This is a genomic window from Aeromicrobium sp. REDSEA-S38_B2, from assembly GCF_001628525.1.
Lineage (GTDB): Bacteria > Actinomycetota > Actinomycetes > Propionibacteriales > Nocardioidaceae > Aeromicrobium > Aeromicrobium erythreum.
Genome location: NZ_LUNH01000023.1, coordinates 110,774 through 130,664 on the forward strand (window position 1 = coordinate 110,774; position 19,891 = coordinate 130,664).

A 19,891-nucleotide genomic window follows, 5' to 3' on the forward strand; every position below is an offset into this window, starting at 1 on the left:
CATGGCAGTGCGCGGTGCGGGGTACGCGGTCAGGCGGGTGCGTCAGTCGTTCACGCACTTCCGCAACGGGCCCCAGCTGCTGCTGGCGATGGCCCGGGGCGGCGAGGTGACGTTCCGGACCCGCTCGGGCCTCACGATCCACACGCCGAACTCCCCCGGCGCCCGGTTCCCCGTCTACGAGATCACGGCCGACGACGTGTACCGCGTCGACGAGCTGCTGGCCGGGCTGCGTCCCGACTTCGTCGCGATCGACGTCGGCGCCCACATCGGCAGCTTCTCGACGGCGGTCTGCGCCCGCGCGCCCCGCGCGACCGTGCACGCGTACGAGGCGTCGCCCTCGACGGCGGCCTGGACGCGCCGCAACGCCGAGGCCAACGGCTTCGCCGACCGGCTGCACGTGCACGCCGAGGCCGTCTCCGACCACCGCGGCACGCTGCGCTTCGTCGACAACGGCGAGGCCAGCGCCCACAACGGCATGACCGCGCCCGACGGGCTCGGGGGCGAGGTCGAGGTGCCGTGCGTGACCTTCGCCGACGCGCACGCCGCGGCCGGCGGACGGGTCGACCTGCTCAAGAGCGACGCCGAAGGTGCCGAGTACGGCTACATCCTCGGCAGCGACCCCGCTCTCTGGGCCGACGTGCAGCGGGTCGTCATGGAGTACCACCCCGTCGAGGGGTACGCCCTGGCCGACCTCGTCACCTACCTCGCGGGCGTCGGGCTCGACCTCGTGCGGGACGAGCCGTCGCCGGACAAGCCCGGCCTCGGGAACGCCTGGTTCGCCCGCGCCGCATGACCCGGCTCCCCCCGGCCCTGATGCCGCTGTGGCCCGTGGCCAAGCGGGCCCACCGTGCCGCGACCCGCACCGTGGGCCTGGCGGCCCGTGCCGTCGGCGACGGTGGTCCGCGGTCGGTGCCCGTACGGGTCAGCCCGACGTCGCGCGCCACGGCCGCGGCCGAGCCCGACCACGTCCGTCTGCACCCCGTCGGTCCCCCGCTGGACCTGCTGCGCCCCCTCCCCGCCGGCCGGCCGGGAGGCCTGCGCTTCTGGGACGACGTGCGCGTCCTGCGCCGGCCCCCGCGATCGGTCCTCGAGGTCGAGGGCGGACGTCTGGTCGGCGAGGCCGCGGCGACCATCACGCCCGCAGGCACGCTGGACCGCGAGACCAGCCCGTACTTCGGCATCCGGCGCCCCACCGAGCACCCGGTGCACCTGCGGCTGCGCTACCCCGAGCCGGAGCACGTCGCCGGCACGGTCGTCTCGCTCGCGTCGCACGCCTCGGCGCGCAACTACTACCACTCGCTGATGGACGCGCTGCCGCGGTGGGGGCTCCTGCAGGAGCTGTTCCCCGACGTGCGCCCCGACCGCGTCGTCGTCGGCCACACGACCCGCTGGGACCGTCAGCTCGTGGCCATGGTCGGGCTCGACGCGCTGCCGCTCGTGGAGCCCACCCACGCCCTGCACCTGCGCGCCGACCGGCTCCTCGTGCCGGCGATCGACAACCAGACCACGCTCGCGCCCCCGTGGGTCAGCGCGTGGCTGCGCACCCACCTGCCGGCCCGCGACGTCCGCGACAAGCCGCGTCGGCTGTACGTCACGCGCGGCGACCGCCCGAACACCCGCCGCTACGTGCAGGAGGACGCGCTGCTGCCGCACCTGGAGCGCCAGGGCTTCGTGCGGGTCGACCCCGGCACGATGAGCGTGCAGGAGCAGATCGACCACTTCGCCGCCGCCGAGGTCGTCGTCGCCCCGCACGGCGCCGGGCTCGTGAACCTGACGTTCGCCCCGCCCGGGGTCCGCGTGCTCGAGCTGTTCGCGCCGCGCTACCTCAACCCCGGCTACTGGGCGATCGTCGACAACGTCCCCGACTCGCGCTACCGCTACGTCGTGGCGGAGCCGGTCGACCGGCTGCGGTCCGAGCGCGCCATGCAGGGCGTGCAGGACGACGTCGACCTCCCCGCCGACGTGGTGCTGGAGGAGCTCGAGCACCTGCTGGCGCAGGACGCCGACGGACAGGAGGCCCCGGGTCGCACCGACGCCGGGCAGGATGGGACCGAGCACCCTCGGTCCCCGGAGAGAGGCACCCCGTGACGAAGCGCGCGCTGATCACCGGCATCACCGGTCAGGACGGTTCGTACCTGGCCGAGCTGCTGCTGGGCAAGGGCTATGAGGTCCATGGTCTGATCCGTCGGGCGTCGACGTTCAACACGTCGCGCATCGACCACCTGTACCAGGACCCGCACGTGGACGGCACGAAGCTGTTCCTGCACTATGGCGACCAGTCCGACGGGGCCCGGCTGGTGTCGTTGATGTACGAGATCGCGCCCGATGAGGTCTACAACCTCGCGGCGCAGTCGCACGTGCGGGTCTCCTTCGACGAGCCCGAGCACACCGCCGACACGACCGGCACGGGCACGGTGCGGCTGCTGGAGGCGGTCCGCGCGGCCGGGATCCGCCCGCGGTTCTACCAGGCCTCCTCCAGCGAGCTGTACGGCGCGACCCCGCCGCCGCAGGACGAGGACACGCCCTTCTACCCGCGCTCGCCGTACGCGGCGGCGAAGCTGTACTCCTACTGGATCACCAAGAACTACCGCGAGGCCTACGACATGTTCGCGGTCAACGGGATCTTGTTCAACCACGAGTCGCCCCGCCGCGGCGAGACGTTCGTGACCCGCAAGATCACCCGCGCGGTCGCCGCGATCAAGGCCGGCCGCCAGGACCTGCTCTACATGGGCAACCTCGACGCCGTGCGCGACTGGGGCTACGCCGCGGAGTACGTCGAGGGCATGTGGCGCATGCTGCAGGCCGACGAGCCCGAGGACTTCGTCCTGGCCACCGGCGTCGGGATCACCGTGCGCGACTTCCTGCAGATCTCCTTCGAGCACGCCGGCCTGGACTGGGAGAAGCACGTCCGCTTCGACGAGCGCTACCTGCGCCCCACCGAGGTCGACGCGCTCATCGGCGACCCCGCCAAGGCCGCCAAGAAGCTCGACTGGGTCCCCACCGTCGACGGCCGCGAGCTCGCCCGCCTCATGGTCGAGGCCGACGTCGAGGCCCTCACCCACGAGGGCACCCCCTGGCACGACGAGGTCAGGCTCGCCTCCTGGGGCACCGCATGAGCCTGCGCACCAGCGACGACGTCGACCACACCCCCGGCCCCCTCGACCGCGACGCCACCTTCTACGTCGCCGGGCACGCCGGCATGGTCGGCTCGGCCCTCGTACGACGACTCCAGGCCGCAGGGTTCACCGACGTCGTCGGACGCACCTCCGCCGAGCTCGACCTCACCGACCGCGACGCCGTCCACGCGTTCTTCGAGACCACCCGCCCCACCTACGTCGCCCTCGCCGCGGCCAAGGTCGGCGGGATCCTCGCCAACGACACCTACCCCGTGGACTTCCTCAGCGTGAACCTGCAGATCCAGGTCAACGTCATGGACGCCGCGCTCGCCACCGGCGTCCAGCGCCTGGTCTTCCTCGGCTCCTCCTGCATCTACCCCAAGCACGCCCCCCAACCCATCACCGAGGACGCCCTGCTCACCGGCCACCTCGAACCCACCAACGACGCCTACGCCATCGCCAAGATCGCCGGCATCCTGCACGTGCAGTCCGTGCGCCGCCAGCACGGCCTGCCCTGGATCTCCGCGATGCCCACCAACCTCTACGGACCGAACGACAACTTCTCCCCCACCGGCTCCCACGTCCTGCCCGCCCTCATCCGCCGCTACCACGAAGCCACCCGCGACGGCGCCACCGAGGTCACCAACTGGGGCACCGGCACCCCCCGCCGCGAGCTCCTGCACGTCGACGACCTCGCCGACGCCGTCCTGCACCTCCTGGAGCACCACGACGGACCCCAGCAGGTCAACGTCGGCACCGGCACCGACGTCACCATCGCCGAGATCGCCGCCACCGTCGCCGAGGTCACCGGCTACACCGGCACCACCACCTGGGACACCACCAAGCCCGACGGCACCCCCCAGAAGCTCCTCGACGTCACCCAGCTCGCCCACACCGGCTGGACCGCCCGCACCAGCCTGCGCGACGGCCTCGCCGCCACCTACACCTGGTACCTCCAGAACGCCGACCACCTCCGCTCATGACCTCCTCCCTGTCCGACGACCTCTGGGCCACGGTGCAGGCGTCGGTGCCGGTGCTCTGCGTCGACGTCGTCCCGGTGCGGGGCGAGGGCGACGGCCACCAGGTCGGGCTGATCCGTCGGCGGTTCGCGGACACCGGCGCCCCCGTGTGGTGCCACCTCGGCGGGCGCGTCCGTCACGGCGAGACGACCGACGAGGCGCTCGTCCGCCACGTGCACGACACGCTCGTGGGTGCCGAGCTGGAGCTGCCCACCGACCCGCAGCCCCACCACGTCGTGCAGTGGTTCCCTCCGGACGTGCGCACGGGTGACACGTACGGTCGCGACCCGCGCAAGCACGCCGTCAGCCTCTGCTGGGCCCTGCCGCTCGGCCCCGACGTCACCGCTCGCGAGGGTGGCGAGGGCTCGGAGCTGCGCTGGTTCCGCCACGACCTCGCGGACCTCGCCGACGACGAGCTCTGGCCCGGGACCCGGCACCTGGTCGTCGCCACCCTGCACGGCGCTGGGCTGCCCGGACGGGGAGCCTGACGTGGTTCAGCCGACGGGACGGGCGGGCACGCCCACCACGGTGGCGCCGGGAGCCACGTCGTCCAGCACGAGCGAGTGGGCCGCGACCACGGCGCCGTCGCCGACCGTCACGGCACCCAGCACCGACGCCCTGGCGCCGACGAACACGTCGTCGCCGAGCACGGGGAAGTCCGCCGCCGACGTCGCGAGCGACTGGCGCACGCCGAGGGTCACGCCCTGCGCCAGGGTCGCGCCCGAGCCCACCACCACGCCGTTGCCGATGACCACGCCGACCGGGTGCTCGAACCAGACGCCGGGCCCGATCTGCGCACCCGCGTCGACGTCGATGCCGACCGTCACGACGCCGACCCCGCGCAGCAGCGCCGCCGCCCGGCGATGCCCGCGTGCGTGCAGCCGCTGCTGGGCGCGCACGACCAGCGTCGCCCAGAGACCCGGACGGCTGAGGCCTCGCGGCAGCGCCGTCCACCAGGGCGCCTCGCGCCCGACGTACCGGGCGAGGTCCGAGGACACGAGCGTCGAGAAGGTGGCGCGACTGTCGGAGGGCACGCACCGCATCGTAGTCCCGAGCAGGAGGTTCCCGTGAGCACCGAGACACTGCCCGTCCGCATCCTCTACAAGGGCGCGTCGACCGTCATGTGGCAGTCGCACGGCGACCGCAGGGCTCCGGGGCTGCTGCCGTACCCCCGTGTGGTGGAGCAGCACCTGCGCGCGCGAGGGCACGACGTCGACACCAGGGTCGACGCCATGTCGGCGCAACGCGTCTACGACCTGATGGACCGGTGGGAGCGGCAGGCGACCAGCGAGTTCCCCGACGTCGTCGTGCTCCACCACGGCCACATGGAGACCGTGCACGCGGTGATCCCCCGCTTCATCGAGCGTCACGCGCGGGCCAACCGGGAGCGGCCCGGCCCGGTGCGCCAGCGGTACCGCAGGGTCCTGGTGCGCCCGCTCTGGAAGGGTCTGGCTGTCCTGCAGCAGCGCGTCGACGGCGCCATGCCCGGTCCGCTCGCCCGCGGCCTCGCCCGACGTCGCGCCCGCCGCACCGTCGCCCACCTGGAGCAGTACCTCTCGTGCATCGACCGGCTGTCGAGCCCCCTCGTCGTGGTGATGGGTCTGCTGCCCACCGGTCGCGTCTACGCCGACTGGTTCCCCGGCTCGGTGCTCCGGACCGAGGTCATCGACCGCGCCCTCCGCGCGATGGTGGCCCGGCGCGACTCACCTCGGCTGCTGTACCTCGACCTGTGGGACGAGGGAGCCGCCTGGGACGCGCGCGGCGAGGATCCGCGCCCCGACGGGGCGCACTACACCGAGGCCTTCCACCGACGCGTGGGCGAGCTGCTCGCCGCGCGGATCGGGGAGTGGGCCGCTACGCAGCCACACCTGCGCGGCTGACGTCGCGGCGCCGGGTCGGCGAGGTCAGCCGTAGGGCCACCGTGAGCGCCGTGACGCTCGCGACCGCCGTCACGAGCATGGCCACGCCGACCGCCTCGACCGCATCGGCGCGCGCGGCCAGCACGATCGCGACGACCAGCACGGGGGTCAGGGCGAGCTCGATGCGCGACGCCACCGCCCCGCGGTCGCGGCCCTGCAGCACGGCCACGAGCACCCGCCGCAGGCCGAGCAGCCCGCTGGCGGCCACGAGCCAGTGCGCCACCGGCACGGCCGACTCGAACGCGCGCCCGAACGCCAGGACGATGATCCAGTCGGCGCTGAGCACGAGCACGACGGTGAGGGCGCCGAGGACGGCCGTCGCGCCGGCGACCCACCGGCGGACGAGCGCCCGCTCCCGGGCCGGGTCGGCCTGGGCGGCGGCGATGCGCGGCAGGAGCACGGCGGCGATGCCGGTGCCCATCATCCCGGGCAGCGACGCGAGCGCCGCGGCGGCCGAGTACAGCCCGAGGGCCACCGTGCCCATGATCGCGCCGACGAGCGTGCGGTCGAGCGCCAGGCCGTCGATCGGTCCGATGCTGCCCACGTAGGTGGCGCGCGTCAGGCGCCACAGGTCCGGCCCGTCGAGCCGCTCGTCGGCGTCGGCGGGGCGCGCCGCCAGCAGCCCCAGCGACACGACCATGCCGACGCTGAACGCCCCGATCATCACGGCGGACAGCACGAGCGGCGTGGTGCGGTCGACGACGACGAACATCCCCGCCATCACGAACGTCACGAGGGTCTGCGGCAGGAGGGTCGCGAGGGCGATGCGGGGCATCGGCGCGCCCTCGCCGAGCAGCCCCGCGAGGACGAGGCGGTAACCCATGTTCAGCAGGGCGAGGGCCACGACCGCGGCACCGAGCCACCAGACGCCCGGATCGCCGACCTCTCCGTGCAGCACCGCGAAGAGGACCCCGAACGGCAGCGCCACCGCCACGGCGAGCACGGTCCACGGGCGGACGAGGTGCCCGACACCGCCGCGCGTCGTGAGCCCGCGGGCCGCGAGCCGCGCGGTGAGCGCGTTCGGCAGGCTGCCGCCGAGCGTGAGCTGCGCGGCCATCGCCGACAGCGCCACCACGAGCGCCAGCTCGCCGCGTCCCTCGACGCCGAGCAGCCGTGCCGAGATGATCCCCGTGATCGTCAGCAGGCCCTGGACGACGAACCCGCCGCCGACGACGAACAGGGCCGCGATGCGCTGGGTCACGGGCGCTCTCCGAGCAGCGTCCGGCAGTACCGGTCGACGGCGTCCCAGCGGTCGGCCGTGCCCGTCCTCAGCTCGACCTCGCCCGCGAGGACCGCGCGCATCGCCTCGGCGAGCGCGGGCACGGTCAGGTCGCACGCCAGACCACCGCCGAGCGCCTCCACCTCCCGCGCCCGCACGGTCGAGCCGGCGGTCACGACCGCGACGCCGGCGGCCTCCGCCTTGCCCATGATGCCGCTCGGACCGTTGTTGGTCAGGGGCACGGGGATGACGTCGACGGCGGCGACGAGCTGGTCGAGCGTGTCGTTGTCGAGGTAGGTGTCGCGCGCGACCACCCGCGCGCGGCGCTCGGGCTCTAACCCGTCGACCCACGTCCGCACCTCGGGCGAGAACGCGCCGGCCACGACCAGCCGGGCGTCGATCCGTCCGGCCTCGAGTGCCTCCAGCACCATCGGGGCGTTGCGTCGCTCGGAGATGAGGCCGAACACCCCCACGAGCGCCTCGTCGCGGGGCAGGTCGTGCTGCTCGCGCCAGCGGTCGCGGTCGCGCGCGTGCGCCGTGCAGAACTCCGGGTCGTTGACCCGGGTGACGACCCAGCCGCGCTGGGTGTCGCCGCGGCCCTTGTAGCCGACGACGCGCTGCAGGGCGCCCGTGAGCCGGCCGGCCACCACGAGCAGCGCCTTGGAGACGCGCAGCCGCCAGCCGGTGCGGTCCAGCAGCGGCACGCGCGCCGGGTAGCGCGTCAGCATGAACACCACGCGCGGCCGGACGGGCAGGCGACGCAGCGCGCGAGGCGCGGCGTACCACCAGCGCTTCAGGGCCTGGTCGCCGTCGAGGTGCACGACGGTGCGCACCGGGACCCTCTGCTCGGCGCGGCAGCGCGCCTCGACCTCGCGGACGAGGTCGGCCGTGCTCGGGCTCGAGCCGTCGAAGACCTCCGCGACGGCGAGCCGGCCGGCCGCGAGGTCGTCGCCCAGGTACTCGGCGTAGGCGGGATCGTCGGACGCGCCGCGCCGGGTCAGCAGGACGACCGGTCCCGACGGGGCCAGGTGACGGGTCAGCCACGACACCGACTGCAGGTGGTGCCCGTCGCTGCTCGGGTCGACCAGCAACGTCGTGGAGCGCTCGCCCACCGTGCATCACTCCCGTCGCGCGCCGCCTGACCACCGGTCCGTCCACCGTGCCGTCCATCGGGGAAACGACGAGCGCCAGCCTAGGTCACGCGCCACGCGCGGAACCGTCCCCGAGCCGTTCCCGACCGCGGTACGGTTCCCCCGTGTCAGGGATCAGCCACGTGGTGATGCGCCAGCTGGCGCGCCGGGGACTCGTCGTGCGCCGCCACCCCGCGGCCCGGCGGCAGCGTCTGCTCGTCGACCGCGGCGTCGACCTCGTGCTCGACGTGGGAGCGGCACGCGGCGGCTACGCCACCGAGCTGCGCGAGTTCGGGTACACCGGCCGCATCGTGTCCTTCGAGCCCCTCGCGGCCGCGCACGCCGACCTGGTCCGCGCCGCGGCGTCGGACCCGCGGTGGGAGACCCGGCACACGGCGCTCGGCGACACCACCGGCCGGCAGGAGATCCACGTCGCCTCCAACAGCGACAGCAGCTCCCTGCTGCCCATGGCCGACCAGCACCGCGCCTCGAGCCCGGACATCCAGATGGTCGGCACCGAGACGATCGAGGTCAGCCGGCTCGACGACGTCGCCGCTGACGTGCTGGGCGAGGCCCGCACGCCGTTCCTCAAGATCGATACGCAGGGCTTCGAGCGCGCCGTCCTCGAGGGCGCCGAGACCACCGTGCCCCGCCTCGTCGGCCTCCAGCTCGAGCTCTCGTTCGTCACGCTCTACGAGGGCGGGATGCTCGCGGACGAGGCCATCTCGTGGGCCTACGACCACGGGTTCGTGCTGGTCGGGCTCGACCAGGGCTTCACCGACCCGGGCGGGGCCGTCCTCCAGGCCGACGGAGTCTTCCTCAGGCCGTGACCCGCACCACCGTCCGGTCGTTGTGGCACCTGACCAGCCCTTCCCCGCTCCTCCTCCCCGAGCCCTAGCCCCGAGAGGCGTGACGTGAACCGTCGTCTGAAGGCCGCGATCCGACCCGCGGTCCTCGCCGCCAACACCCCCGTCGCACGCCGTCGCGCCCTCAAGGAGCTGGCGGCCGCGCCGCGGCCCCTGCGGCTCGAGCTGGGCGGCAACGCACCGCGTGCGGGCTGGGTCGTGACCAACGTCGGCCCGACCACCCGCCTGTACATGGACGCGACGGAACCCTGGCCGCTCGGCGACGGCGAGGTCGAGGCGATCTACTCCGACAACGTCATCGAGCACATCCCGCTCCACCCGGCCCGCACCCTCTTCGCCGAGGCGTACCGGTGCCTGCAGCCCGGTGGCGTGATCCGGTTCGTGACGCCCGACCTGCGCGCGCACGTCGAGCGGTACCTGACCGGCACGGCCCCGAAGGGCGACCCCGAGGCGAAGGTCTACGAGGACTGCGGCCTCGTGGTCGAGCACCCGGTCGACTGGGTGCAGATCCCGATCGCCTCCTTCGAGCACCACCTCGGCTACGTCTACGACTTCGAGACGCTCGAGGCCGAGCTGCGCCGCGCGGGCTTCACCGAGGTGCACCGGCGCGAGCTGAACGAGAGCCCCGTGCCGCACCTCGCCGGCCTCGACCTGCGCGCCGCCGAGGGTGGCGCACAGATGGCCGTCGAGGCCGTGCGCTGACGTCGATGCGCGTCGCCATCCTCGCGACCGGCTGGGCCGGCTTCAACGACGCCGCCTGCCGCGAGCTCGCCGCCCGCGGGGTTGAGCTGCTGGTGGTCACCGAGAGCGAGACGTCGGACACCGCGTACACGTCGCACCGCTTCCGCGAGTACGCCCAGGTCCACCTGTGGCACGAGGCCCCGGCCGACGGGGAGGTGCGCGACGTGGTGCGCGCCTTCACCCCCGACGCCGTGCTCATGCACTCCTGGCACTACGGCCCCTACCGCGAGGCGGTCAAGGCACTGCCGCCCGGCACGCTGCGGGTGCTCTGGATGGACAACGTCTGGCGCAACATCCCCAAGCAGTGGCTCGGCCGTGCGGTCGCGCCGTGGTGGGTGCGCTCCCTCTTCGACTGCGTGATGGTGCCGAGTGACCGCACCGAGTTCTTCGCCCGCCGGCTCGGCTTCGGCGAGGGCGACGTGATCCGCGGGTCGCTCAGCGCGGACACCACCGTCTTCGGCTCGCCCGCCCGCGCGGGCGAGGAGGTCGCCGGACGTCGACGCTTCCTGGCCGCCCTGCGCCTGGTGCACCACAAGGGCGCCGACGTGCTCGCGGAGGCGTACCGCCTCTACCGCAGTCGCTCGACGGACCCGTGGGACCTCGACGTCGCCGGCATCGGACCCCTCGCCGGCGCGTTCGACGGGCTCGAGGGCGTCACCATGCTGGGCTTCCAGCAGCCCGCCGAGGTGGCCGAGCGCATGCGTGCCTCGTCGTGCCTGGTCGTGCCGTCGAGGGAGGAGCCGTACGGGGTCACGCTGCACGAGGGCGCGCTCAGCGGGCTGCCGATCATCACCACCTACTTCGTGGGGGCGGCACCGCCGTTCGTGCAGGACGGGCAGAACGGCTGGACCGTGCCCGGGGGCGACGCGGAGGCCCTGGCGGAGCGGATGCTGCAGGTGGCCTCGCTCGACCCGGAGCGGCTCGGGCAGATGTCGGCCGTGAGCGTCGGCCTCGGGATGCGCACGAGCTCACGAGGCTGGGCCGTGAACCTGCACGAGGAGCTCCAGCGGCGCCACCGTGCGCTCGCCCGCTGAACGGGCCCCGCAGGACCCTCAGGAACCGCCGAGCAGGTGCTCCACGACGGCGGTGCGCGCCTCGAGGGCACGCTCCCGCCTGGCGGTGAACCGCTGCTGGGCGTCGGCACCGTCGGGCAGCCCCTGCCGCAGCACGTCCAGCACCACGGCCCCCACGTCGCCGTCGAGCGGGACCAGGAGCGGCGCCGGGACGAGCTCGGCGAGGCAGCCGACGTCGACAGCCACCGACGGCACGCCGTGGCGCATCGCGTCGAGCACGACGAGCGGCTCGGCCTCGTTGCGGTAGCGGCTGGGGAACACGAACAGGTCGACGTCGGCGTAGAAGCGCTCGACGCCCTCGTGGTCGAGGGGTCCCGTGACCACGAGGGCGTCGCCGAGGCTCTCCCGTGCGGTCGCGACCACTGCAGCGGCTGCCTCGTCCGCACACGGACCGGCGAGGACGAGGGTGCAGTCGAGCCCCGCGTCGCGCGCGCGGACCGCCGCGTCGACGACGTCCTGCAGCCCCTTCTCGAGCGTGAGGTTGCTCAGGTGGCCGAGCACGACCCTGCCGTGCGGCGGGTGCGGCGACCGGTCGACCGGGGCGAGGAGCGCGGCGTTGGAGCAGACCACGACGTCCTGCGCGAGCGGGTAGGTGCGGCGCAGCCGGTCGGCCATGACGTCGCCGAGCACGACGTGACGCACCGACGAGCCACCCCAGCGCACCAGCCTCTGCATCGCCGGCACCGGCGTGTCCAGGTAGCTGGAGTTGTGGTGGTGGAAGACGACGCGCAACCCTCGCCGACGGGCCAGCCCCACCACCAGGGCCTGGTAGTGCAGCAGCTCCCCGCCGGCGCCGCCGACGTAGACCGACCCACGCCGCGCCACGCAGAGGCGCAGCAGGCCCCGCACCAGCCGACCGACGCGACGCAGCGGGCCGACCGCGTCGTTGGAGTCGTTCAGCTCCAGCCGGGCGCCGCGGGAGCGCAGCTCTGCGGCCATCAGGTCCGTGACCCGTGCCGCGCCGGTCACGGGCGGGGGCAGCGGACCGTGAATGCGGACGGGGGCCGTGCTCGCCATCGCTGCTCCGATCCTGGGGTCGCGCCCGAGGATACGACGGTGCGGCGCCGTCGGCGGATCCACCTCCGCCTCCACGCCGATGTCCTAGGGTGGGCGGGCCAGACCCCCGCCCGCCCGGGCCCGCCGGAAGGACGTCCGCCATCCGCTCCACCGTCCTCGGCCTGCTCGTCGGCCCCTTCCGCGCGTCCCTGGTCCGCACGCTGCGCGCGACGCTGCGCCACCGCACCCCCGTCGTCGTCGGAGGTCGCTTCCGCATCGTCGGCGCCTCGCGGCTCACCGTCCGGCGCGGCTCCCGCGTGTTCCTGGGTGCCGGCTTCTACGGCTTCCTCCACGGCCGGGAGAGGTCGGTCCTGCGGCTGCGCGGCCGCCTGACGTTCGAGGGCAACGCCGCGATCGCCGCGGGCAACCGCTGGGACGTCGGACCCGACGCGGTCGTCACGGTCGGGCCGCGCACCTACGTCTCCCCCGACTGCACGGTCGTGTCCACGCAGGGCGTGAGCATCGGGGCGGACTGCGCGATCGGCTGGGGCGTGCAGATCGTCGACGACGACTTCCACCGTCACGGCAGTGGCGGCCACGTGCCCGACGGCCCCTCCTCCGCCCCGATCACGATCGGCGACCACGTGTGGGTCGGCAGCCGCGCGATGATCTTCAAGGGCGTGACCATCGCCGACGGCTGCATCGTCGCGGGCGGAGCCGTCGTCACCCGCTCGGTCGAGGAGCCGCGGTCGATGGTCGCCGGCTCCCCGGCCCGCGTGGTGCGGTCGGACGTCGACTGGACCTGAGCGGCGAACCGCCCGCGCGCCCGCCCGTACACTTCGGGGAGTGGAGTTCCTCAACGGCCTGCAGCCGACGCACGACCTGACGTACAACGACGTGTTCATGGTGCCGCGGCACTCGGCGGTCACCTCGCGCTTCGACGTCGACCTCTCGACGAGCGACGGCACCGGCACGACCGTCCCGCTCGTCGTGGCGAACATGACCGCCGTGTCCGGGCGGCGCATGGCCGAGACGATCGCGCGCCGCGGCGGCATCGCGATCATCCCGCAGGACATCCCCGCCGACGTCGTCGCGTCGACCGTCGCGCGGGTCAAGGCCGCCCACACGCTGTACGACACGCCGGTCACGGTCCCGCCGAGCACCACCGTCGGCGAGGCGCTGAGCCTGCTGCCGAAGCGCTCGCACGGCGCGGTGGTCGTGGTCGAGGACGGCAAGCCGCTCGGCGTGGTCACCGAGCGCGACGGCGCCGAGGTCGACCGGTTCGCGCAGGTGCACGAGATCATGTCGACCGACGTCCGCACGGTCGAGGCCGGGCTCGAGGCGCGCGAGTACTTCGACGTGCTCGCCGGCAACCACCTCTCGCTGGCACCCGTGCTCGACGGCGGCGAGCTCGTCGGCGTCGTCACGCGCAAGGGCGCGCTGCGCTCCACCATCTACACGCCGGCCGTCGACCCGGACGGACGTCTCGTCGTCGGCGCGGCCGTCGGCATCAACGGCGACGTGCGCGCCAAGACCGACGCGCTGCTCGCGACGGGCGTCGACGTGCTCGTCGTCGACACCGCGCACGGCCACCAGCAGAAGATGCTCGACGCCCTGCCCCTCGTCCGGGCCGCCCGCGACGCGCACGAGGCCGCCACCGGACGACGCATCCCGATCGCGGCCGGCAACGTCGTCTCGGCCGACGGCGTGCGCGACCTGGCGGCGGCCGGTGCCGACATCCTCAAGGTCGGCGTCGGCCCGGGCGCCATGTGCACCACCCGGATGATGACCGGCGTCGGTCGCCCGCAGCTCTCGGCCGTGCTCGAGTGCGCGGCGGCCGCGGCCGAGGTCGGCGCCCACGTGTGGGCCGACGGCGGTGTGCGCTACCCGCGCGACGTCGCGCTCGCGCTGGCGGCCGGCGCCGCGAGCGTCATGATCGGCTCCTGGTTCGCGGGCACGCACGAGAGCCCGGGCGACCTGCGCCACGACGCCGACGGACGCGCCTACAAGGAGTCCTTCGGCATGGCGAGCTCGCGCGCCGTCGCGAACCGCACCCGCGACGCCGCCGGCTTCGAGAAGGCGCGCATGGCGCTGTTCGAGGAGGGCATCTCGACGTCGCGCATGTACCTCGACCCGGAGCGTCCCGGCGTGGAGGACCTCGTCGACGGCATCACCGCCGGGGTGCGCTCGAGCTTCACCTACGCCGGCGCCCGGAGCCTGGCCGAGTTCGCCGAGCGGGCCGTCGTCGGCCTGCAGAGCACCGCCGGGTACGACGAGGGACGCCCGCTGCACCGCTCCTGGTGACGTCGCTCCTCCCCCGGAGGTGCCGCGCGCTCAGCGCAGGATGATCGCGAGGCCGCGCTCGAAGGAGGCGTCGAGGTCGGGATCGGCCTCGACGATCCCGACGGCGGCGGCCTGGCGGTGCAGCTGGGTGGCCTGCGTGTGCCCGACGACGTAGAGCAGCAGCGTGCGGGCCACGTCGCGGTCGCTGTGGTCGGCCAGCGCGGTCTCGAGCGCGAACTGCCCGAGCCGGAACGCGGCCGTCGTGGCCACGACCTCGGCGCCGTCGCGGACGGCGAGCATGGCGGTGCGCAGCCGCTGCGACGTCGCCGCGAGGTCGGCGTCGACCTCGACCGGCGCCACGACGCGGTCGGCCATGAGGCCGAGCAGGGTCTGCTTGTCGGCGACGTGGTGGTACAGCGCGCTGGGCTGCACGCCGAGCTCGCCGGCCACGCGGCGCATCGTGCAGTACTCCAGGCCGTAGGCGTCGAGCACCCGCAGCGCGCCGGACACGACGTCGTCCAGGCTGTTCGCCACGTGGTTGCCCCTCCCGCTCGGTCGACCGGTGTGCCACACTACCGAACGACGTTCACCTGAACGTCGTTCAGGAACGAAGGACCGTCCCGCCATGAGCAGCACCACGACCGCGCGCCGCCGCAGCCTCACCACCACCGATCTCGCCCTCGTCGCCGTCTTCGCCGCGCTCGTCGCGGTGTGCTCCGTCGTCGCGGCGCTGCCCTTCGGCGTCAACGGGGTGCCCGTCACGCTGCAGCTCTTCGGCGTCTTCCTCGCCGGCGCCGTGCTCGGACCCGTGCGCGGCTTCCTCGCCGTCGCCCTCTACCTCGCCGTCGGGGCGGTCGGGGTGCCCGTCTTCGCCGGACCGGTGGGCGGCCTCGCACCGTTCGCCGGACCGACGGCCGGATACCTCGTCTCCTTCCCCCTCGTCGCCCTCGTCGTGGGGCTCGCGGTGCAGCGCGCCCGCGCCGCGGGACTCGCCGTGACGACGGCGGTCGTGCTGGTCGGCGGGCTCGTGGGCGAGGTCGTGTGCTGGCTGGTCGGCGCCCTCGGCATCGCCCTCTACAGCGACACGCCCTACCTGCCCACCGTCAAGGCGACCGCCGTCTACGTCCCGGCCGACCTCGTCAAGCTGGTGCTCGCCGCCGTGGTCGCGGCTGCCGTGCACCGCGCGTTCCCGCAGCTGCTGGCCCGTCGCTGAGCGGCCCCGCCCGCAGGTGGGCGAGACTGGCGTCATGGCGACCATCGAGCTCGACGACGTCACCGTCACCGCCCCGACGGCGGACGGCGAGGTCGTGCTCCTGCGCGACGTCACGGCGCGCCTGACGGAGCGCCGCGTCGTCGTCGTGGGCGCCAACGGCTCGGGCAAGTCGACCCTCGCCCGGCTGGTCAACGGGCTCGTCTCGGCAGCGTCGGGCACGGTCCGCGTGGACGGCCTCGACGTCGCGACCGACGGCCCCGCGGTGCGCCGCCGGGTCGGGTTCGTGTTCACCCAGCCGGCGGCCCAGCTCGTCATGCCGACCGTGCTGGAGGACGTCGCCCTGTCGCTGCGTCGGCACGTGAAGGACAAGCGCGAGCGGGAGGCGCGCGCCCGGGCGGTGCTGGCCGACATCGGGCTCGCCGACCGCGCCGACACCTCCGTGCACGCCCTCTCCGGCGGCCAGCAGCAGCTGCTGGCGATCGCGGGCGTCCTGGCCTGCGAGCCCACGGTCGTGGTCGCCGACGAGCCGACCACCCTGCTCGACCTGCGCAACGCGCGCGCGGTGCAGGAGCGCCTGCTGTCGATGGAGCAGCAGCTGCTGCTCGTCACGCACGACCTCGACCTGGCGCGGCGCTGCGACCGGGCGCTGGTCGTCGAGGACGGCCGCGTGACGTGCGACGACGACCCCGAGCGCGCGGTCGCGCACTACGTCGAGAGTGCACTGTCGTGAGGCGCGCACGGTGAGGAGCCTGCCGCTCGGCCTGCAGGTCCCCGGCGACACCGTCTGGCACCGCCTGCCCACCGGTCGCAAGCCGCTGGGCCTCGTGCTGCTCGGCGTCGGGGTCGTCGCCCTGCAGGGCCCGTGGCTCCCGCTGCTCGCCCTCGCGGCCGCCCTGGGCGTCGCGCTGCACGCTGGCGTGCCTGCGCGCAGCCTGGCGCTCGGTGTCCGACCCCTGCTCGTGCTGCTGGGGGTCGTGGCGGCGCTGCAGACGTGGCAGCGGGGCTGGCCGGTGGCGGTCGAGGTCGTGGCCACCACCCTCACGTTGGTCGTGCTCGCCACGACGTTCACCGCGACGACCCCGACCGACGACCTGCTCGACGCCGTCGTGCGCGCCGCCCGCGTGCTGCGGCCCTTCGGCGTCGACCCCGAGCGTGTCGCGCTGACCTTCTCCCTCGCGATCTCCTCGATCCCCGTGGTGACGACGCTGTTCACGCAGACACGCGAGGCGGCCAAGGCTCGCGGCCTCGAGCGCAGCCCGCGCGCGACCTTGACCCCCTTCGCGGTGCGCACGGTCGCCCACGCGCACGCCGTCGGCGACGCCCTCGCCGCCCGCGGCCTCGGCGACCCCGACTGACCCCCGCCCTTCCCCTCCCTCCGCGTCCCCCTCCCCTCCCCGCGTTTCGTGGACCTGGTGACGGAATCCGGCGCCGAGACCGTCGTCAGGTCCACAGAACGCGGGGAGGGACGGGGCCTACACTCCCCCGCATGGACGACGTCGCGCCCGAGCCCGCTGCCGCGCTGCGGACCCTCGTCGTCGACGACGAGCAGCCGGTGCTCGACGAGCTCGTCTACCTCCTCGAGCGCGACCCGCGGGTCGGTGCGGTGCACACCGCCCGCTCCGGCGCCGAGGCGCTGCGCCGACTGGAGGGCGGCGCCGTCGACCTCCTCTTCCTCGACATCGCCATGCCCGGGCTCTCGGGCATCGACATCGCCCGCGTCGTCGGGCAGTTCCGCACCCCGCCGCGCGTCGTCTTCGTCACCGCGCACGAGGGTCATGCGCTCGAGGCGTTCGAGCTGGGCGCCCTCGACTACCTGCTCAAGCCCATCCGGGAGGAGCGGCTGCGCGAGAGCATCCGGCGCGCGGTCGACCAGGGCGACCCCGCTCCGGAGGCGGACGAGACGATCGCCGTCGAGCTCGGCGGCGTCACCCGCTTCGTCCGGCGGTCCACGGTGACCCACGTGGAGGCCCAGGGCGACTACGTCCGGCTGCACACCGCGGACGGCGCCGGGCACCTGGTCCGCACGCCGCTCACCGGCCTCGTCTCCGACTGGGAGGACGTCGGCTTCGTGCGGATCCACCGCAGCAGCGCCGTGAACCTCGCGCACGTGCGCGAGGTGCGCATGCAGGCGGGCCGCTGCAGCGTGGTGGTGCCGCACGGCGACGGCGTCGTCGAGCTGCAGGTCTCGCGCCGCCACACGCCGACCCTGCGCGACCTGATCCACGAGCGGAGCCGGTGACGTGCCGGAGCGCGCCGACGGGCCCGGCGGTCGCGTCCGGGTCACGAGCCCGCTGACGTCGGCGGTCGCGCCGCACGGGCGTCGCAGCGCACGGCAGGAGATCGACGAGGAGACCGGGGTCGGCGACGTCTACGTGCGCTCGCTCGTGTCGACCCAGCTGCGGTCGGCGCTCGCGGTCGTCGCCGCCCTCGCGCTCGGCCTCGGGAGCCTGCCGCTCGTCTTCGCCCTCGTGCCCGACGTCGCCGACGCCCGCCTCGGACCGGTCCCGCTGCCGTGGCTCCTGCTCGGCGTCGTCGTGTACCCGGCGCTGCTCGCGCTGGGGTGGGTGTACGTCCGACGCTCCGAGCGCGCCGAGGCCGACTTCACCGACCTGGTCGACCCCGGGTCGGTCGAGGACGTGCCCCGGTGAGCACCACCCACGCCGCCGTGGCCGTCGCGCTGGTCTCGCTCACCACCCTCGGCATCGGCGCCTTCGGGTTGCGGGTGAGCCGCACGACCAGCGACTTCTACGTGGCCTCACGGTCGGTGTCGCCGTCGCTCAACAGCTCGGCGATCGGCGGCGAGTACCTGTCGGCCGCCTCGTTCCTCGGCGTGGCGGGGCTCGTGCTCACCTCCGGGCCCGACGTGCTCTGGTACCCGATCGGGTGGACGACCGGCTACCTGCTGCTGCTCGTGCTCGTCGCGGCACCCCTGCGTCGCTCGGGCGCCTACACGATCCCCGACTTCGCGCAGGTGCGGCTCCAGTCGGTCGCGGTGCGCCGGGCGGCCACGCTGCTCGTCGTCGGGGTCGGCTGGCTCTACCTCATGCCGCAGTTCCAGGGCGCCGGCCTGACGCTGCGGTCGGTCTCGGGCAGCCCCGACTGGGTCGGCATGGTGCTCGTGGCCGGCATCGTCGTCGTGAACGTGGTCGCCGGCGGCATGCGCAGCATCACCTTCGTGCAGGCGTTCCAGTACTGGCTCAAGCTCACCGCGCTGCTCGTGCCCGCCGTCTTCCTGCTGCGGGCGTGGGCGCTCGACGGCACGCCCTCGCCGGTGGCGCCCGACGCGTGGTTCGCGCCCTGGAGCACGACCGACGCGCAGGGCCTCTACACGACCTACTCGGTGCTCGTGGCCACCTTCCTCGGCACGATGGGGCTCCCGCACGTGGTGGTGCGGTTCTACACCAACCCCGACGGCCACGCCGCACGCCGCACGACGCTCATCGTTCTGGGCCTCATCGGCGGGTTCTCCCTCCTGCCGACGGTCTACGGCGTCCTCGGTCGGGTGTACGCCTCCGACCTGGTGGCGGCCGGCCGCGCCGACACCGTGGTGCTCGAGCTGCCGGCGCGGGTGCTCGGCGGCGGGCTGGGCGACGTGCTCTCCGCCCTGGTCACCGCCGGCGCGTTCGCGGCCTTCCTGTCGACGTCGTCGGGCCTCACCATGGCGATCGCGGGCGTCGTCGGCCAGAGCCTCTCGGCCGGTCCCCTCGCGGGACGCCTCTCCCCCATCTCCTCGCTGCGGCTCGCGGCAGCCGGTTGCGTCCTCGTCCCGCTGGGCCTGGCGCTCGCCGCCGAGCCGATCCCCGTCGCGAGCTCCGTGACCTTCGCGTTCGCGCTCGCGGCGTCGACGTTCTGCCCGTTGCTGGTGCTGGGCATCTGGTGGCGCGGCCTCACCGCACCAGGAGCCCTGGCGGGCATGGCCGGCGGCGGGCTCGCCGCGCTGCTCGCCACGGTGGTCGCCATCTCAGACCGTCCCGGCGGCTGGGTCGGCACCCTCGTCGGCCAGCCCGCGCTGTGGAGCGTGCCCCTCGGCTTCGGGCTCATGGTGGGCGTCTCCCTGCTGACCCGCTCGCGCGTCCCCACCACGGTGGCGCGGACGATGGTGCGCCTGCACACCCCCGAGCGCGTCGACGTCCGCCGCTGACGGTTGACCACGGCGCCGCTCGTCGCGCCGCACCCACCGTTCGTCGAGGGCAGCGCGCCGCACGGCGCAGGCAGCGGCACCCCGAGCGCACCACCGGGGTTGTGACCTGGCGCACAGTGGACGGCGCTTCTAGCGTCCTGCGGTGGGACGCGCGTCACACCCGGTGCGCGCCGGT

The 19,891-nt window shown here is 74.2% G+C and carries 22 protein-coding genes; 17 read left to right on the forward strand and 5 right to left on the reverse strand.

Features of this window, described 5'->3' with window-relative positions; genetic code table 11:
- Position 1: 1 nt before the first annotated feature.
- The 5 genes from A6Q81_RS06320 to A6Q81_RS06340 are packed head-to-tail and all read left to right on the forward strand — an operon-like array spanning position 2 to position 4,623.
- Positions 2-793, forward strand: a complete 792-nt coding sequence (locus A6Q81_RS06320; RefSeq protein WP_083516463.1) for an FkbM family methyltransferase — start codon at positions 2-4, stop codon at positions 791-793.
- On the forward strand, positions 790-2,088 hold the full coding sequence (locus A6Q81_RS06325) for a glycosyltransferase family 61 protein (RefSeq protein ID WP_286689876.1): 1,299 nt from the start codon (positions 790-792) through the stop codon (positions 2,086-2,088). The genes A6Q81_RS06320 and A6Q81_RS06325 overlap by 4 nt, the downstream gene beginning before the upstream one ends.
- Positions 2,085-3,116 carry a GDP-mannose 4,6-dehydratase gene (gene gmd / locus A6Q81_RS06330; protein ID WP_286689877.1) on the forward strand — a complete coding sequence of 344 codons (1,032 nt, stop codon included), beginning with the start codon at positions 2,085-2,087 and terminating at the stop codon, positions 3,114-3,116. Before A6Q81_RS06325 ends, gmd begins: the two co-directional genes overlap by 4 nt.
- Positions 3,113-4,099 (forward strand): GDP-L-fucose synthase family protein, encoded by a 987-nt coding sequence (locus A6Q81_RS06335; protein ID WP_286689878.1) that lies wholly within the window; start codon positions 3,113-3,115, stop codon positions 4,097-4,099. Before gmd ends, A6Q81_RS06335 begins: the two co-directional genes overlap by 4 nt.
- On the forward strand, positions 4,096-4,623 hold the full coding sequence (locus A6Q81_RS06340; RefSeq protein WP_286689879.1) for a DUF4916 domain-containing protein: 528 nt from the start codon (positions 4,096-4,098) through the stop codon (positions 4,621-4,623). Before A6Q81_RS06335 ends, A6Q81_RS06340 begins: the two co-directional genes overlap by 4 nt.
- Positions 4,624-4,629: 6 nt before the next feature.
- Here the strand turns inward: A6Q81_RS06340 and A6Q81_RS06345 are convergent, their stop codons facing one another.
- The gene (locus A6Q81_RS06345) at positions 4,630-5,169 is read right to left on the reverse strand and encodes a serine O-acetyltransferase (protein ID WP_253024995.1); all 540 of its coding nucleotides are present in this window, start codon (positions 5,167-5,169) and stop codon (positions 4,630-4,632) included.
- Between the two features lie 33 nt (positions 5,170-5,202).
- Here A6Q81_RS06345 and A6Q81_RS06350 point away from each other — a divergent pair, with 33 nt between their 5' ends.
- A complete protein-coding gene (locus tag A6Q81_RS06350; protein ID WP_286689880.1) occupies positions 5,203-6,015 on the forward strand; it encodes an SGNH/GDSL hydrolase family protein in 813 nt (270 codons plus the stop codon).
- Here A6Q81_RS06350 and A6Q81_RS06355 read toward each other — a convergent pair.
- Positions 5,990-7,255, reverse strand: a complete 1,266-nt coding sequence (locus A6Q81_RS06355) for a lipopolysaccharide biosynthesis protein (RefSeq protein WP_286689881.1) — start codon at positions 7,253-7,255, stop codon at positions 5,990-5,992. The genes A6Q81_RS06350 and A6Q81_RS06355 overlap by 26 nt on opposite strands.
- On the reverse strand, positions 7,252-8,385 hold the full coding sequence (locus A6Q81_RS06360; RefSeq protein WP_286689882.1) for a glycosyltransferase family protein: 1,134 nt from the start codon (positions 8,383-8,385) through the stop codon (positions 7,252-7,254). Before A6Q81_RS06360 ends, A6Q81_RS06355 begins: the two co-directional genes overlap by 4 nt.
- 143 nt (positions 8,386-8,528) lie before the next feature.
- Between A6Q81_RS06360 and A6Q81_RS06365 the strand changes: the two genes are divergently transcribed.
- From A6Q81_RS06365 to A6Q81_RS06375, 3 genes are all read left to right on the forward strand, one after another.
- Complete coding sequence (locus A6Q81_RS06365; RefSeq protein ID WP_067860018.1) at positions 8,529-9,233, forward strand: FkbM family methyltransferase; 705 nt, start codon at positions 8,529-8,531, stop codon at positions 9,231-9,233.
- Between the two features lie 84 nt (positions 9,234-9,317).
- Positions 9,318-9,971, forward strand: a complete 654-nt coding sequence (locus A6Q81_RS06370; RefSeq protein WP_067860021.1) for a class I SAM-dependent methyltransferase — start codon at positions 9,318-9,320, stop codon at positions 9,969-9,971.
- Positions 9,972-9,976: 5 nt separating this feature from the next.
- The gene (locus tag A6Q81_RS06375) at positions 9,977-11,044 is read left to right on the forward strand and encodes a glycosyltransferase family 4 protein (protein WP_286689883.1); all 1,068 of its coding nucleotides are present in this window, start codon (positions 9,977-9,979) and stop codon (positions 11,042-11,044) included.
- Between the two features lie 18 nt (positions 11,045-11,062).
- On the opposite strand, the gene A6Q81_RS06380 is transcribed toward A6Q81_RS06375, so the two are convergent.
- Positions 11,063-12,100, reverse strand: a complete 1,038-nt coding sequence (locus tag A6Q81_RS06380; protein ID WP_067860027.1) for a glycosyltransferase family 4 protein — start codon at positions 12,098-12,100, stop codon at positions 11,063-11,065.
- Between the two features lie 89 nt (positions 12,101-12,189).
- Here A6Q81_RS06380 and A6Q81_RS06385 point away from each other — a divergent pair, with 89 nt between their 5' ends.
- Complete coding sequence (locus A6Q81_RS06385; protein WP_286689884.1) at positions 12,190-12,885, forward strand: acyltransferase; 696 nt, start codon at positions 12,190-12,192, stop codon at positions 12,883-12,885.
- 40 nt (positions 12,886-12,925) lie between these two features.
- Positions 12,926-14,383 carry a GuaB1 family IMP dehydrogenase-related protein gene (locus A6Q81_RS06390; RefSeq protein WP_286689885.1) on the forward strand — a complete coding sequence of 486 codons (1,458 nt, stop codon included), beginning with the start codon at positions 12,926-12,928 and terminating at the stop codon, positions 14,381-14,383.
- A 30-nt stretch (positions 14,384-14,413) separates the two neighbouring features.
- Here the strand turns inward: A6Q81_RS06390 and A6Q81_RS06395 are convergent, their stop codons facing one another.
- A complete protein-coding gene (locus A6Q81_RS06395; RefSeq protein WP_067860036.1) occupies positions 14,414-14,896 on the reverse strand; it encodes a TetR family transcriptional regulator in 483 nt (160 codons plus the stop codon).
- A 91-nt stretch (positions 14,897-14,987) separates the two neighbouring features.
- Between A6Q81_RS06395 and A6Q81_RS06400 the strand changes: the two genes are divergently transcribed.
- From A6Q81_RS06400 to A6Q81_RS06425, 6 genes are all read left to right on the forward strand, one after another.
- On the forward strand, positions 14,988-15,575 hold the full coding sequence (locus A6Q81_RS06400; protein WP_067860039.1) for a biotin transporter BioY: 588 nt from the start codon (positions 14,988-14,990) through the stop codon (positions 15,573-15,575).
- Between the two features lie 34 nt (positions 15,576-15,609).
- A complete protein-coding gene (locus A6Q81_RS06405) occupies positions 15,610-16,305 on the forward strand; it encodes an energy-coupling factor ABC transporter ATP-binding protein (protein WP_067860042.1) in 696 nt (231 codons plus the stop codon).
- Positions 16,306-16,315: 10 nt separating this feature from the next.
- Complete coding sequence (locus A6Q81_RS06410) at positions 16,316-16,930, forward strand: energy-coupling factor transporter transmembrane component T family protein (protein WP_286689886.1); 615 nt, start codon at positions 16,316-16,318, stop codon at positions 16,928-16,930.
- Positions 16,931-17,061: 131 nt separating this feature from the next.
- Positions 17,062-17,814, forward strand: a complete 753-nt coding sequence (locus tag A6Q81_RS06415; RefSeq protein ID WP_067860048.1) for a LytR/AlgR family response regulator transcription factor — start codon at positions 17,062-17,064, stop codon at positions 17,812-17,814.
- Position 17,815: 1 nt separating this feature from the next.
- The gene (locus A6Q81_RS06420; RefSeq protein ID WP_286689887.1) at positions 17,816-18,223 is read left to right on the forward strand and encodes a hypothetical protein; all 408 of its coding nucleotides are present in this window, start codon (positions 17,816-17,818) and stop codon (positions 18,221-18,223) included.
- Positions 18,220-19,716 carry a sodium/solute symporter gene (locus tag A6Q81_RS06425; RefSeq protein ID WP_286689888.1) on the forward strand — a complete coding sequence of 499 codons (1,497 nt, stop codon included), beginning with the start codon at positions 18,220-18,222 and terminating at the stop codon, positions 19,714-19,716. Before A6Q81_RS06420 ends, A6Q81_RS06425 begins: the two co-directional genes overlap by 4 nt.
- Positions 19,717-19,891: the final 175 nt, after the last annotated feature.

Excerpts from the sequence above, each read along its gene's own strand:
- A6Q81_RS06320 (WP_083516463.1), top strand. The coding sequence starts at position 2 with ATGGCAGTGCGCGGTGCGGGGTACGCGGTCAGGCGGGTGCGTCAGTCG.
- A6Q81_RS06325 (WP_286689876.1), top strand. The coding sequence starts at position 790 with ATGACCCGGCTCCCCCCGGCCCTGATGCCGCTGTGGCCCGTGGCCAAG.
- A6Q81_RS06335 (WP_286689878.1), top strand. The coding sequence starts at position 3,113 with ATGAGCCTGCGCACCAGCGACGACGTCGACCACACCCCCGGCCCCCTC.
- A6Q81_RS06340 (WP_286689879.1), top strand. The coding sequence starts at position 4,096 with ATGACCTCCTCCCTGTCCGACGACCTCTGGGCCACGGTGCAGGCGTCG.
- A6Q81_RS06375 (WP_286689883.1), top strand. The coding sequence starts at position 9,977 with ATGCGCGTCGCCATCCTCGCGACCGGCTGGGCCGGCTTCAACGACGCC.
- A6Q81_RS06380 (WP_067860027.1), bottom strand. The coding sequence starts at position 12,100 with ATGGCGAGCACGGCCCCCGTCCGCATTCACGGTCCGCTGCCCCCGCCC.
- A6Q81_RS06400 (WP_067860039.1), top strand. The coding sequence starts at position 14,988 with ATGAGCAGCACCACGACCGCGCGCCGCCGCAGCCTCACCACCACCGAT.
- A6Q81_RS06405 (WP_067860042.1), top strand. The coding sequence starts at position 15,610 with ATGGCGACCATCGAGCTCGACGACGTCACCGTCACCGCCCCGACGGCG.
- A6Q81_RS06415 (WP_067860048.1), top strand. The coding sequence starts at position 17,062 with ATGGACGACGTCGCGCCCGAGCCCGCTGCCGCGCTGCGGACCCTCGTC.